12 protein-coding genes are annotated in these 13,893 nt (G+C 41.7%); 5 read left to right on the top strand and 7 right to left on the bottom strand.

What is annotated here, in order from left to right:
- Window positions 1-1,038: 1,038 nt before the first annotated feature.
- The 3 genes from AC1DIV_RS24630 to AC1DIV_RS24620 form a co-directional block, all read right to left on the bottom strand.
- On the bottom strand, window positions 1,039-2,232 hold the full coding sequence (locus tag AC1DIV_RS24630) for an aminotransferase-like domain-containing protein (protein WP_421163244.1): 1,194 nt from the start codon (window positions 2,230-2,232) through the stop codon (window positions 1,039-1,041).
- Between the two features lie 209 nt (window positions 2,233-2,441).
- Window positions 2,442-2,813 (bottom strand): MmcQ/YjbR family DNA-binding protein, encoded by a 372-nt coding sequence (locus AC1DIV_RS24625; protein ID WP_477577619.1) that lies wholly within the window; start codon window positions 2,811-2,813, stop codon window positions 2,442-2,444.
- 24 nt (window positions 2,814-2,837) lie between these two features.
- Window positions 2,838-3,233, bottom strand: a complete 396-nt coding sequence (locus tag AC1DIV_RS24620; protein WP_340877900.1) for a VOC family protein — start codon at window positions 3,231-3,233, stop codon at window positions 2,838-2,840.
- Between the two features lie 237 nt (window positions 3,234-3,470).
- Between AC1DIV_RS24620 and AC1DIV_RS24615 the strand changes: the two genes are divergently transcribed.
- A complete protein-coding gene (locus AC1DIV_RS24615; protein WP_048683312.1) occupies window positions 3,471-3,701 on the top strand; it encodes a helix-turn-helix domain-containing protein in 231 nt (76 codons plus the stop codon).
- Between the two features lie 339 nt (window positions 3,702-4,040).
- Here the strand turns inward: AC1DIV_RS24615 and AC1DIV_RS24610 are convergent, their stop codons facing one another.
- A complete protein-coding gene (locus AC1DIV_RS24610) occupies window positions 4,041-4,205 on the bottom strand; it encodes a hypothetical protein (RefSeq protein WP_153246116.1) in 165 nt (54 codons plus the stop codon).
- Window positions 4,206-4,593: 388 nt separating this feature from the next.
- Here AC1DIV_RS24610 and AC1DIV_RS24605 point away from each other — a divergent pair, with 388 nt between their 5' ends.
- The 4 genes from AC1DIV_RS24605 to AC1DIV_RS24590 all read left to right on the top strand — a co-directional run bounded on the left by AC1DIV_RS24605 (window position 4,594) and on the right by AC1DIV_RS24590 (window position 10,099).
- The gene (locus tag AC1DIV_RS24605) at window positions 4,594-5,511 is read left to right on the top strand and encodes a proline dehydrogenase family protein (RefSeq protein ID WP_034310470.1); all 918 of its coding nucleotides are present in this window, start codon (window positions 4,594-4,596) and stop codon (window positions 5,509-5,511) included.
- Between the two features lie 58 nt (window positions 5,512-5,569).
- Window positions 5,570-7,111, top strand: coding sequence for an L-glutamate gamma-semialdehyde dehydrogenase (gene pruA, locus AC1DIV_RS24600; RefSeq protein ID WP_477577617.1), 1,542 nt, complete (start codon window positions 5,570-5,572; stop codon window positions 7,109-7,111).
- 167 nt (window positions 7,112-7,278) lie between these two features.
- Window positions 7,279-8,748 carry a sodium/proline symporter PutP gene (gene putP, locus AC1DIV_RS24595; RefSeq protein WP_477577615.1) on the top strand — a complete coding sequence of 490 codons (1,470 nt, stop codon included), beginning with the start codon at window positions 7,279-7,281 and terminating at the stop codon, window positions 8,746-8,748.
- 130 nt (window positions 8,749-8,878) lie between these two features.
- A complete protein-coding gene (locus tag AC1DIV_RS24590; protein WP_054398957.1) occupies window positions 8,879-10,099 on the top strand; it encodes a PucR family transcriptional regulator in 1,221 nt (406 codons plus the stop codon).
- A gap of 116 nt (window positions 10,100-10,215) precedes the next feature.
- On the opposite strand, the gene AC1DIV_RS24585 is transcribed toward AC1DIV_RS24590, so the two are convergent.
- From AC1DIV_RS24585 to AC1DIV_RS24575, 3 genes are all read right to left on the bottom strand, one after another.
- Window positions 10,216-10,449: a sugar diacid recognition domain-containing protein gene (locus AC1DIV_RS24585; RefSeq protein WP_477577613.1), complete on the bottom strand. Its 234-nt coding sequence runs from the start codon at window positions 10,447-10,449 to the stop codon at window positions 10,216-10,218.
- Window positions 10,450-10,556: 107 nt separating this feature from the next.
- Complete coding sequence (locus AC1DIV_RS24580) at window positions 10,557-12,011, bottom strand: alanine/glycine:cation symporter family protein (RefSeq protein WP_477577611.1); 1,455 nt, start codon at window positions 12,009-12,011, stop codon at window positions 10,557-10,559.
- Between the two features lie 204 nt (window positions 12,012-12,215).
- The gene (locus tag AC1DIV_RS24575; RefSeq protein ID WP_477577609.1) at window positions 12,216-13,868 is read right to left on the bottom strand and encodes a glycerol-3-phosphate dehydrogenase/oxidase; all 1,653 of its coding nucleotides are present in this window, start codon (window positions 13,866-13,868) and stop codon (window positions 12,216-12,218) included.
- Window positions 13,869-13,893: the final 25 nt, after the last annotated feature.

Here is a 13,893-nt window from a genome sequence, read left to right as displayed (position 1 = left end):
AGTTGATTTTGTTTATCTTGCATTTTAAACTTCATATTAGGGTTCCTCCTAAGGTTTTGAGTTTGAGTGGTGTCTTACTCATATCTTACTGAGGAGCCCTATTTTTTTCAAAGCTGAAAAATAACGAACTACAGGAATGCTAACCTGTCCCGTTAGTTCATCAAGAAAATCAACAACATCTTTTAACAGAGCCAAGGATAAAAAGGAAAACTATCCTGTATTTATACAATTCCCGATAAGCACAATATTCGAATAAAAGAACGAAATCATAATGACTTCGTTCCGAATTTATAACTTTATTGTTATCTTCTAGTCTTGATTTATATCAATCCTCCTCGAATAAAATCTCATTAAGGACATTAATAGTCTCAAGCTGCATAGATGGCAGTAGATGTGAATAGGTTCCCAGTGTCACTTTTGGAGGAGTAATACTTAAAACTTAGAGTAATTGTTCCCTTTCTTTCATCATCTTGTATAAGTTAAAAAATATCTTGGAAAGTACACTGAAATTATGTATTACTTTATACTTTCTAATAAATGATTTTTACTCAAAAAACAATACTTATGTACTACCTAAAGGCAATAAAGAAAAATATATTTGGTCACATTATTGGTCACTCATTAAAAAGGAATAGTTAGTATTAAAGGAAAAACTATTACCTACTTCTTTGGAAAGGTACCTATTATATCAACTTTAAAAGTATTTAATATTAAGAGAGGAAAAGCATCTCGCTACGCTGGCAGCGTAGAGGTCAGCGGTTCGATCCCGCTATGCTCCATATCCGAAAACCCTTGATATATCAAGGGTTTTTTCTTTTTGTCAATTTGTCCACCACTGCCCCTAATATTTCTTCAATCACTGCGATAAAATTTTCATGCTTTTTTTAAACGTAATGTATGAGCCTTTTCCTCTCTCATGGTCGGAAGAAAATATTTTGCTTATTAACTCGATATAAAGAATAAAAAACCTACCCCCTTTAAGGAAGTAGGTGTAAAAAAACAGCGAAATAACTTATAGATTAACAAACTAACAATCCTTCAGGACAAACTAGTTGCGATAAGCTGTCCTAGTCTTCGTATTCCCTCGATCATTTCTTTCTCATTGGCATAACTGAACGAGAGCCGGAGAAACTCGGTTCCATCGTTTTGATCCAAGAAAAAGTATTTCCCTGGAACATATGAAACACCCTCAGCCAGAGCCTGTGATAATAACTGCGATGTATCCACTCCTGGAATTCTCACCCATACAAAGTAACCGCCATCTGGAACATACCAGGAAACGGATTCTGGAAGGAATTGTTCCATAGAATGGATTAACGCAGTGCATTTAGAACGATACGTATCTTTTAGAAGGTCGAGCCGTTTCTCAAAATCGGTGTTTTCTAAGTATACAGCCATTGAACTTTGAGCAAATGGATGGTCTAAATCTTTTTTAAACCACTCAAAAGCCTTGATGAATTCACTTTCTCCCGCTATCCATCCAATCCGCATTCCTGGCGCAACAACCTTGGATAATGACCCGACTTGGAGGACTCGCCCGCATGTATCAATAGATTTTATTGGGACCGGATTTTTATCGAAGGATAATTCCCCGTATGCATCATCCTCCAGAATGAGGAAATCATACTCGATGGAAAGCTCCAATAAATGCTTCCGGCGCTCAATTGTCATAGTCGTTCCAGTTGGATTTTGAAAAGTTGGGATTGTATATACAAAACGCGGGAGGGTTTGACCTGTGCGTTTCCTTTCATCCAGCATTTCCTTTAATCGGTATGTTTGGAGTCCCTGTTCATCTATAGGTATACTAATAATCCGTTTCGTATAGTTTTGAAAAATCTCCAAAGCCTCCATGTAGGTGGGAGACTCTACCGCTACAACCGCTTTATCATCAAGAAGAACGCGGGCAATAAGATCAATCCCCTGGCAAGCTCCTGATGTAATCAAAAGCTGTTCTTCCAAAACGCAAATTCCACGCTCTGCCAACCTTTTCTGGATTTGCTGCTTTAGTCTTGGAATTCGCGGACTTCCGAGATAATGGAGCGGCAAATCCTGCTCCTCATCAAGAAGTCTGGCTACAGCTACCTTGAGCTCCTCAGCAGGAACGAGAGCAGGATCAGGATAGCCTGAACTCAAGCGAATACAACCATCTGGCAGATCTGGCATCCATGCACCGGGCGGATCATTCTTAAGTGCCGCTTTAATGTTCTCAGAAAAAAAAGATTCAACTTTCACTTCAACCAAACACCTTTCCTTCAACCAAATCTTGATTGATTCTCGCAATCTTTAAAGTTAGCTGCTTATTTTAAGATACAAATCATAACCTACTATTAATACTAAACGTTCTTCTGATGAGAGACAACAATCCCTCTCTTTATATTTTCCAAATTCCGGAGTCCCTCTTACACGTAAAAAATAAAGAAAGGCAGATCGTCCGCCTTTCTTCACTTTTTATTCAACTCATTCCTTTTCTTTACCATACGCTTCGGTGCCGCCCGTAAATAGCCTTCTTGAATTAGATAGGTCAATTCATCCCAGTCTTCCCTATCCGGATTTTGAATGGAAACCCAACCGTGACGACCTATATATGGGGTTTTTAAATATTTCTCTTTCTGCAGCAATAATTCTTGAGTTTCTCGATCTGACTTGAACGACAAGCTGAATCCTTTCTCGCTTTCACCAGAAATCACGAAGGATTTTCCATTGATTTTAAAAGTATTGTGACCGAAACCATCAATATGTTCATCAGCTTCCGGCAGTGCAAGACAGATATTGCGTACAATATCAAGCATGGCTTTCGTGTCTCGTGATTCCATGTTTCAATTCACCTATTATCCACTCTATTTTGCATTCACATCGGGTTGATGAATTCCAAAAGTATTGCCTTCGGGATCGATATAGTATCCTTGCCAAGCCATTCCGGGCAGGGCAAATTTGGGCATTGCGAGCTTGCCGCCATTCTCAATGATTTTAGCTTCCGTTAATTCGTAATTTTCCACGCCAATGGTACACGCAAATGCATTTAACGCTTGGTGTGTTTCCGGCGGAGCACTAGGACGCTGCATCAAAGCACCATCGATACCATGTTCATTTTCATTGCCAGTCACTGCTCCAAAGTAAGGCATCCCTGCATAATCACTCCAGTCTTGAAATGACCATCCGAACACCTCTCCATAAAACGTCTTTGCCCGTTCCATGTCATTCACATGAATTTCGAAATGAACTATTCTTCCCATGATTTCCTCCTAAGGTACATATGAATTAGCCATTCACTTACATTATTCAGTCTGTGTTCGCTGTCTATTTAGTATTATAATTTAAATGAAAAAAAATTCAAATTAATTGAAACTTCATCATACAACCAACCCGGGAACTGCTTTTCAATTTTGTATCCCAAACATTTGCGAAACTATGTGTATATTTTTGTGAAAGCTGGACGAGACTGCTAGTAAATCATTCTAGGAGGTTATCAAATGTTTAGATTCGGGAAGAGAAAAGCGCGAAGCAAGGTCGGTAAATTAATCGATAAACACGGATATACACAAGAGGAGTTTGTAAGTGCGTCAGGAATTTCACGCAATACGATAAGCAGAGTTTGCAGTGATCCCAAGTATGTGCCGTCAGCCGGGGTTTTAAAGAAAATCATGAAGGCGGTTCGAAGTATAGATGCAGGCGCAAAGGCAGATGACTACTTTAATTTGTAAACAAAAAGGCCCTGGCTTATGGGCGGGGCTAAATGTATTTTTCAATTCTTGTTCATACTCTCCTATCCATGCTTCCAAAACCCAAGCTTTTCTTTCGGAAATTAACCTTCATTCCAACGGCCCCGGCTTTTCAAAGTTCAGGTGAAAAAGTTCATATGAGATTCAACGACATCCCCTGAATTAAAATCCCCCACTTCCATTAGGAGCGGGGGATTTTCTTCATTCTCGGCTGATGTGTATATATTTGGGGCTCTTTGTCCCTTTTAGACAAACCCTGCAGGGATTTCTTTAACAAGGGTGTTATCGATTAGGGACAAAAGTTTATGTATTCCGCTTGAACTATTTTCGACCGACCATTTTCTTTATGAACTGAACCACAGGTGAAACGATGGATTCATGTACATTCGTAAGAGCATAACCGATCAGACCCATAATTACCAGGGCCATTATTAATCCTACTATCAATCCCGATGTTTCTCTAAGTTCTTCAAGTACAGCATCCATTCATTATCCTCCCCGGCTTGCCGATACACTTATTTTTGCGGTTTTTCACCGATATTAAGTCTGAAAGCTTCATTTATCGTTTTTTCTTCGAACATTGACCGATTCTGTTAAATAAGGTTCATTATAACGCATTGGATGATTATGGTCGAGTTTCCACTTTTAAACGCATCCATAGAAGCCCTACTTACTAATAAAGGCTTTACCTCTAGCGTTTCTCTTTAAGTCAAAAGATAAACCTCCGTTTCATCTGCAGAAATGTAAACCTTTTCATTTGTCCAAAACCGACAAAGAAATGACAGAATTATTGTTTTTTGAGAACATTGAGAATATTGTCGAAAAACCTTAAGCTTAATTTAAGAAATACATCTTCTTAGGGGGTGCGCTTTATATGGAAGCCATTACAAGGGACTTTTTCTTATTTTTATCTAAGAATAACCTGCTTAATAATATTGCTAAAAAAAGCGGAGGAAATTTTGCTGCTGGAAAGATCATTGGGGGAACTGATTTCCAAAGTTCCATTAAATTCATTAAACAACTTAATAATAGCGGCTTGTCGGTTACAGTCGACCATCTTGGGGAATTCGTTGATTCCAAGGAAGTGACTCTGGAACGGACGGCAGAATGCATCGAAACGATCGAAATGATCAGCAGGGAAAAACTTGATTCACAGGTTTCTCTGAAGATGACTTCTTTGGGACTTGATATCGATCATAAACTAGTGATTGAGAATATGACGAAAATTCTTGATACAGCCGAAAAACATAAAGTCATGGTCACGATCGATATGGAAGATGAAGTTCGCTGTCAGGCAACAATCGATATCTTTAGACAGTTCAAAGAAAAATACAGCTGCATAAGTACTGTTCTACAAGCATATTTATTCCGCACAGAGAAAGATTTGGAGGACCTTGGCCAATATAAGCCATTCCTGCGTCTCGTAAAGGGTGCCTATAAGGAATCTCCTGAGGTGGCTTTTCCCGAGAAGAATGATGTAGACGAAAACTATAAAAAGTTGATTAAGCAAAGTCTTCTTAACGGAAATTATACGGCCATTGCCTCACATGATGACAAAATCATCGAATATACAAAAGAGCTGGCCAAGAAATATGACATCCCAAATACACAATTCGAATTCCAAATGCTTTATGGCATGAGGAACAAGACTCAATACGAATTGGTCAAGCAAGGTTACAAAATGCGCGTCTATGTACCATACGGTCTGGATTGGTATGGATACTTCATGAGAAGGCTTGCAGAAAGGCCATCCAATATTGCCTTTGCCTTCAAAGGGATGGTCAGAAGCTAAATATACTTTCAACATTATTAATTGCTACAAAAAAATCTATTAAAAGGTGTGATTATCAATGATTTCATATAAACACGAACCATTTGTTGATTTTACAAACGAGGAGAACAAAAAAGCATATCAGGAAGCACTTCAAACTGTTGAGGGCTACTTAGGGCAAGACTACCCTCTTTATATCGGTTCAGAGCAAGTGACGACTGATGAGAAAATCGTTTCATACAACCCTGCAGATAAGCAAGAGGTCATCGGCCGCGTTTCGAAAGCGAATAGGGACCTTGCTGAAAAAGCCATGCAGGAAGCTGTTACCGCTTTTGAAAGCTGGAAAAAAGTGAAGCCGGAAATCCGCGCTGACGTTTTGTTCAAAGCGGCTGCCATCATTCGCAGACGCAAGCATGAATTCTCTGCGTTATTGACGAAAGAAGCGGGAAAACCTTGGAATGAGGCTGATGCTGATACAGCGGAAGCAATCGATTTCCTTGAATTCTATGCTCGTCAAATGCTTACTCTTAAAGATGGTGTGCCTGTTCAAAGCCGTCCGGGAGAATTCAACCGCTATGATTACATTCCATTAGGAATCGGCATCATCATTTCTCCTTGGAACTTCCCATTTGCGATCATGGCAGGTACAGCTGTTGCCGCTATCGTTACCGGGAACACAATCCTGTTGAAACCAGCTTCTACTACTCCTATCGTTGCTGCGAAATTCGTTGAAGTGATGCTTGAAGCAGGCCTTCCAGCAGGTGTATTGAATTTCGTTCCAGGAAGCGGAGCAGAGGTCGGCGACTACCTGGTCGATCATCCTAAAACACGTTTCATCTCCTTCACAGGTTCACGTGATGTAGGTCTGCGCATTTACAAACGTGCTTCAGAAGTGAACGAAGGCCAAATTTGGCTGAAGCGTGTCATCGCTGAAATGGGCGGAAAAGATACAATCGTCGTCGACAAAGAGGCAGATCTTGAATTGGCTGCTCAATCGATCGTGAAATCTGCATTTGGCTTCTCTGGACAAAAATGTTCTGCTTGTTCCCGTGCTGTCATCGTTGAAGATGTATATGATCAAGTTTTAGCTCGCGCTGTTGAATTAACAAAACAACTTACAGTTGGTAATCCTGTAGAAAATCATTTCATGGGACCGGTTATCGATCAAGCTGCTTTTGACAAAATCATGAGCTATATTGAAATTGGGAACGAAGAAGGACGCATTCTGACTGGAGGAGAAGGAGATAGCTCTACAGGCTACTTCGTTCAACCGACAATCGTTGCTGATGTCGATCCGCAAGGCCGCTTGATGCAAGAAGAAATCTTCGGACCAGTCGTTGCCTTCACAAAAGCGAAGGACTTTAACGAGGCTCTTGAGATTGCCAATAACACTGAATATGGTTTGACTGGGGCTGTCATTACGACAAATCGCCTTAACATGGAAAAGGCACGCGAAGAATTCCATGTCGGGAACTTGTATTTCAACCGCGGCTGTACTGGTGCAATCGTAGGTTATCAGCCATTCGGCGGGTTCAACATGTCAGGAACTGATTCCAAGGCAGGCGGACCGGACTACTTGCAGCTTCATATGCAAGCAAAAACAACATCCGAAACATTCTGATAATGTTCCATTGAGCAATTTGGAAGATGATTTGAAATCCCTATGGTTTCCGTATCCTCCATTCTGGATACGGAAACCAAAATGAAGTTAAATGGAGGAAGTGACAAATAGGTTGCTTCCTCTTTTAAAACAAAAAATTATAAATTTCATCACGAAGGGAGTCTTTTATGGATTACGCATTAATAATTTCGATCAGCATTTACATGGCTGGCATGCTTCTCATCGGTTACTTCGCATACAAAAGGACTTCCAATTTAAATGATTATATGCTGGGCGACCGGGGTCTTGGACCTGCTGTCACTGCATTAAGCGCCGGTGCCGCGGATATGAGCGGTTGGCTTTTAATGGGTATGCCTGGTGCCATGTTCGCAACTGGACTAAGTTCAATCTGGATTGTAATCGGTCTCACATTAGGAGCCTATATGAACTGGCTGTATGTTGCACCTAGATTGAGAACCTATACGGAAGTCGCCAATAACTCGATTACGATCCCCGCTTTCCTGGAAAATCGTTTTGGCGAGGGCTCACAGATCTTAAGGCTCATTTCGGCTTTGGTTATCCTCGTATTCTTTACCTTTTACGTTTCTTCCGGAATGGTATCCGGCGGAGTCTTGTTCCAAAGTACATTCGGCCTTGATTACCATACAGGCCTATGGATCTTAACAGGCGTCACCGTTGCCTATACTTTATTCGGTGGATTCCTGGCAGTAAGCTGGACAGACTTTGTTCAAGGGATCATCATGGTTGTAGCCTTGGTTCTTGTACCGATCGTCACCCTTTTCCATGTTGGCGGTTTCGGTCCTGCGATTGACACACCACGTTCCATTGATCCTGCTCTGTTGAATATTTTCACGGGGACCAGCTTTTTAGGAATCATCTCATTATTTGCTTGGGGACTGGGTTACTTCGGACAGCCGCATATCATTGTCCGCTTTATGGCGATCAGTTCTATTAAAGAAATCAAGAAAGCCCGTACTATCGGAATGGGCTGGATGATTTTCTCCAGTATCGGTGCCATGCTGACTGGATTCATCGGTATCACGTATTTTCATCAGAACAACCTGAAGTTAGCTGATCCTGAAACGATTTTCATAGAGTTAGGGGAAATACTATTCCACCCGCTCATCACTGGTTTCTTGATTTCAGCGATACTGGCAGCCATCATGAGCACGATTTCTTCGCAGCTTTTGGTTACGGCCAGCTCTTTAACGGAGGATATGTACAAAACTTTCTTCCGTCGTTCCGCTTCAGATAAAGAGCTTGTTTTCCTGGGCAGACTTTCCGTACTGGCCATATCCGTCATAGCGCTCATTCTCTCTTGGGAACAGAATGATACGATCCTTGGACTTGTCGGATATGCATGGGCTGGATTCGGATCTTCATTCGGTCCATTGGTCATACTGAGCCTCTGCTGGAAACGAATGACAAGATGGGGCGCTTTAGCCGGGATGATCGTTGGTGCCGCTACTGTAATTTTCTGGTCGATGGCAGGATTATCCGATATGATGTATGAAATGATTCCTGGTTTTGGCGCAAGCTTGATTGCCATCATCCTGGTCAGTCTTCTAACAGCGAAACCATCAAAAGAAGTAGAAGAGACATTCGAAGAATTCGAAAAAACTTTAAAACAAAAATAAAACCCCTAAAAGGAACGGTATTTTTTCATATACCGTTCCTTCTTTGTTCTTGCCCCTATACACATCATTAGTTTAAAAGTATTATTAAACTAAGTTGTCATACACTTCAAAAAACTGCAGGGGGCCATATATGTCATTAGAAAAAATCCTGACTCTCACAAACATCAACGATATAACGGATATGGTCAGCACTTATTTAAAAAAACCAGTCGTCATCGAAAATGACCAATTTTTATTGCTGGCATATAGTTCATATTATATCGAACACTTCGACCAAGCCAATCGGCAAACCATCTTCACAAAGCATTGGCCGATTCCAATCCTGGAAAAATTCATGGATGAGGGCATTGTCGAACAGCTTAAAACAGTGGAGCATCCCTTTAGGGTGAAACAAATCGAGGAAATCGGGTTAAATCAAAGGGTCGTTGTGAGCGCCGTTCATAAAGGACAGGTCTTCGGGTTCATTTGGGTCCAAGAAACGGAAATGATGACTGATTCCGATCTTGAATTTTTACACGAGGTTTCCCATCATATCGGCAAGCTCCTTTATCAGAAAAAACAGATAAACATGAAAAAAGATGAAGAAAAAAATGAGTTTTATCAAAAGGTCATTGACGAAGTCTATCAAACGGAAAACCAAATAAAATGGGAAGCCGCCAATATGAGTCTTCTCATTCCGGAAACTTTCCTTGTCAATGTCTTTACCATCGCTCAATCAGATGCGGAACATTTCGATGAATTAGCGGATACAGTCAGTCTGTTCGCCAATGCGTTGAATCATTTTACCCATGTATTCACAAACCAATTGAAGATCATCGTCCTGATTGGCAGCAACGGAAAAGGGAAAGACCTGCTTACCGATAGCGCCAATGATTTAACGAATACCGTTCTTTCTCAATTCACTGATAAAAAGGTATTCCCGGGAATCGGAAATGAATACTCTTCGATTCTTCAATTAAGAAAATCCTATCTCGAAGCCCTGGAAGTGATCAACGCAGCCAAATTCATCGGTGAACCCGAACAGCTTCCCTTCCAATATAGCAAGCTTGGGATTTTCCGTTACCTCGAAATGATCTCCAACCATCATACTAAAACGAATTATATCAATACGGATTTAGAAATTCTTCAAAAGAAGGACCTGGAAAGCCAAACCAAACTCCTTCAAACACTGGAAATATATCTCTTGAACAATTGCCGGATCAAACCGACATCGGAACAGCTTTACATTCATACCAACACATTGAAATATAGATTGAATCAAATAACCGATCTCACCTCAATCGATTTTGATGACTTTCATTCGAGAATGCAACTATACATCGACTTACAGCTTATAAAGCAGAGATCTTAAAGAACGTCCCGTTTTTGAGTTCGGGTGATTCAATAAGCGAAGGAGAGAAGAAACGCGGCGAGGTCTGCCGGTTTCTTCTCTCCTTATACATGCTTTACCTATTTACTGGACTCACCTTATGCGGAAACTTTAGGCGTCCCAGTACGAACAAAATCCATCATTTCCTCTTTCGATAGTTTGCTTAGACCCAGAGTTTCTATGGTTCTTTCACTTTGCGGAGTGCCCCCAATAAAATTTCCCGGCTTATCGCTTGAACCAAGAACCATTCCGTCTTTATCCGTGATAAGTACATCATGACCGATTACTTCACCTGTTATATTCACAATTTCTTGAGCTAATTTGGCTAACATATTATCCCCCCTAGTTATCGCAAAACCATGAAAAACCAGCTCGTAAATAACTTGAGCTGGTTTTTCATGTATCTTCTTCTATTAAATTAATTTAATAGCATTTTCCCTCAAGAAACATTTTCCTTGTCGCCGGTGTACTCACGCTCCCAAAAATCGGCGTTTTTTATGCCTAAAGTTTTTGGATTGAAAACCGGATCGATTCCTGCTTTCTTTTGCTTTTCGTAATCCTTTAACGTAATGAGCGCCGGTTTAGCAAGGATTAAAATGGCAATGACATTGAGCCATACCATAATGCCTAAACCCGCATCCCCTAATGCCCAAGCCAGCTCTGCCGTACGCACGGATCCGTAAAAACTGGCCGCCAGGATGATGAGCTTCAAGGCGAACATGGCCGATTTACCATTCCGGTTGCGCATTAAATAGGCGATATTGGTTTCAGCGATATAATAGTAGGCCATGATCGTCGTAAAGGCGAAAAAGAAAAGGGCGATTGCGACAAAGCCAGCACCAAAACCTGGGATTACGCTATCAATTGCTGCTTGTGTATACCCTGGACCAGGTGTTACATCTCCCAAATTATTGACGATAAATGAACCATTTTCCGCTTGTGTATTATACATGCCTGTAAATAAAATCATGAAGGCCGTAGCGGAACAAACGAACAATGTGTCGATATAAACCGAGAATGCTTGAACAAGACCCTGCTTTGCCGGATGTGATACTTCCGCCGCAGCCGCAGGATGAGCTCCTGTCCCTTGCCCGGCCTCATTCGAATAAACGCCGCGTTTCACTCCCCAAGCTATCGCCATGCCAATGATCCCCCCAAATGCGGAATCCAACCCGAAGGCACTTCTGAATATCAAAGAAATGACTCCTGGTAATTCTGTGATATTCATTAGAACGATGACAACAGATAGCAATATATAACCAAGGGCCATAAAAGGGACGATTAAGGTTGCAGCATTAGCTATCCGTTTTACACCGCCGAATATAATGAAGCCAAGTAAAAGGACAATGGCCAAACCAGTGAACACCGGTTTGATGCCGAATGCATTTTCCACTCCGGCAGCAATCGAATTGGATTGAACACCTGGCATAAGGATGGCCATGGCTATAAGGGCTGCAAATGCAAAAAGAACAGCAAACCACTTCACGCCCATTCCTTTTTCAATATAATAGGCTGGTCCCCCTCGATATTGACCATCTTGTTTGACTTTATAAATTTGAGCTAAAGTGGATTCCACAAATGCACTGGCCGCTCCTATGAAGGCTATGGCCCACATCCAGAAAACGGCACCGGGACCGCCAAAGGCGATAGCCGTGGCCACCCCTGCAATGTTACCTGTACCGACCCGACCTGAAAGGGCTATGGATAAAGCCTGGAATGAGGAAACCCCCGCTTCCGAACTCTTTCCTTGGAACATCAAAAGGACCATTTCCTTAATATGCCTCACTTGCAGGAAACGGGTCAAAATCGAGAATAATAAACCTACTCCCAATAAAATATAAATGACTGGCGAACTCCATAAAACTCCATTTAAAGCCGTAATAAATTCAGACAATCAAGCTCCCCCTTTATAGTTTGAAAATTCTAATTTATCTTTTAATGATTATATTTCATCTTGATGGATTAAACAATAGTTTTCACGTAAGGAAACCTCACATATGTATTTTTATTTTTCCACTTGCAAATACCCCGATAATCACATTTCGAATACAAAAAAAACGCCAGCGATTCCGCCGGCGTCATGTTTTTTGCATATGGATCAAGATACTTTAATCGCACCCAATATTTCCTGTTCCAATTGATTGGTTCTCTCCATTTTTGTTGATTCCGTCCATCCAAAATATCCAGCCATATAATCGATCACTGCATGTTTATGCGTTTGGACTAAATCGATATCGAATAACAACGTCCCCGTCCTGCGGAAGAAGAAATCCACTGGAGTTGCGGCCATTTCATGATCAACTGCGTATTTCAGCTGTACGAACAATTTCTTTGGAAGGCCGCTGTTCGCTCCTCCGTCTCCTTCATTTTTGGCGATATCGAATAACACAGGTGCGTTGGACCCGTACATGGCCAATATCTCTTTGGAGTCCTTTACAGCGAGCCCTGAGTCAACTCCCATTTGAACATGTTGCTTGATATAATCGGAGAAGTTGCTTGATCCCCCGACATCCCCTCCGGAAATCGGCATTCCTTTCGTGCTGCTGGCTGGGTAATTTTTATTGGACTGCTCGGCAAGCTTCCCTGCCAAAAGGTCAACCGTCGTTTTTGCCATTTTGCGATAACCGGTCAATTTCCCACCCGCAATGGTGATAAGGCCAGAATCGGACTCCCAGATTTCATCTTTCCTTGATATCTCAGAAGGATCTTTCCCTTCTTCAAGAATCAACGGCCTTACCCCAGCCCAGCTGGATTCGATATCATCATCCGTAATGTTCACTTCTGGAAACATATAATGTATGCACTTTAATAGATAGGCACGGTCTTCGGAAGTAACGGTCGGCACTGCAGGATCACCATCATAAAAAGTATCTGTAGTCCCTACATAAGCTTTACCGGCTCTCGGGATGGCAAAAATCATCCGGCCATCAGGCGTATCAAAATAAAGCGCCTGCTTCAACGGGAATTTCGATTGGTCGATGACCACGTGAACACCCTTGGATAACTTCAGCGTCTTCCCTTGTTTCGATTGGTCCTTCTCACGAATGGAATCCACCCACGGACCTGCTGCATTAATAACTTTGTCTGCGTATATTTCATAAGCATCACCTGAAAGCAAATCGGCCACTTGGACTCCGTTCACCTTACCGTTTTCATATAACAATTTATCTACTTTTGTATAATTTATCGGTGTTGCACCTTTATCGACAGCCGCCTTCATGACTTCAATCGTAAGACGTGCATCATCTGTCCGATATTCAACATAGTAGCCTCCGCCCTTCAATCCCTCTTTCTTAACGAGAGGCTCCCGTTTTAGTGTTTCATCCGCCGAAAGCATTTTCCTGCGTTCAGATTTTTTAACCCCTGCAAGGAAATCATAGACCCGAAGCCCAATCGAAGTACTGAATTTCCCGAAGGTGCCTCCTTTATGCATCGGTAACAGCATCCATTCCGGCGTGGTCACATGCGGTCCATTCTCATATACGATTTCTCGCTCTTTACCAACCTCGGCAACCATTTTTATTTCAAATTGCTTCAAATACCGCAATCCGCCATGAACAAGCTTTGTCGAGCGGCTTGAAGTACCTGCAGCAAAATCCTGCATTTCAACCAAAGCCACTTTCATCCCACGGGTCGTTGCATCCAGAGCGATTCCTGCACCGGTAATTCCCCCACCAATGACAACCACATCAAATTTCTCTTTTTTCAGAGTTTCGACCGTTTCTTCCCGATATATATTTGAAAACCTCATGCCTGACTCCTCCTTTAAGTATTGC

The organism is Peribacillus sp. 05N428 (genome assembly GCF_056397085.1).
This window is presented reverse-complemented; position numbering and strand designations above follow the sequence as displayed.

Coding starts and splice junctions, on each gene's coding strand:
- pruA (WP_477577617.1), top strand. CDS start 5,570: ATGATTTCATATAAACACGAACCATTTGTTGATTTTACAAACGAGGAG.
- AC1DIV_RS24605 (WP_034310470.1), top strand. CDS start 4,594: ATGGAAGCCATTACAAGGGACTTTTTCTTATTTTTATCTAAGAATAAC.
- AC1DIV_RS24585 (WP_477577613.1), bottom strand. CDS start 10,449: ATGTTAGCCAAATTAGCTCAAGAAATTGTGAATATAACAGGTGAAGTA.
- AC1DIV_RS24590 (WP_054398957.1), top strand. CDS start 8,879: ATGTCATTAGAAAAAATCCTGACTCTCACAAACATCAACGATATAACG.
- AC1DIV_RS24625 (WP_477577619.1), bottom strand. CDS start 2,813: ATGGAATCACGAGACACGAAAGCCATGCTTGATATTGTACGCAATATC.
- AC1DIV_RS24575 (WP_477577609.1), bottom strand. CDS start 13,868: ATGAGGTTTTCAAATATATATCGGGAAGAAACGGTCGAAACTCTGAAA.
- AC1DIV_RS24610 (WP_153246116.1), bottom strand. CDS start 4,205: ATGGATGCTGTACTTGAAGAACTTAGAGAAACATCGGGATTGATAGTA.
- putP (WP_477577615.1), top strand. CDS start 7,279: ATGGATTACGCATTAATAATTTCGATCAGCATTTACATGGCTGGCATG.
- AC1DIV_RS24615 (WP_048683312.1), top strand. CDS start 3,471: ATGTTTAGATTCGGGAAGAGAAAAGCGCGAAGCAAGGTCGGTAAATTA.
- AC1DIV_RS24620 (WP_340877900.1), bottom strand. CDS start 3,233: ATGGGAAGAATAGTTCATTTCGAAATTCATGTGAATGACATGGAACGG.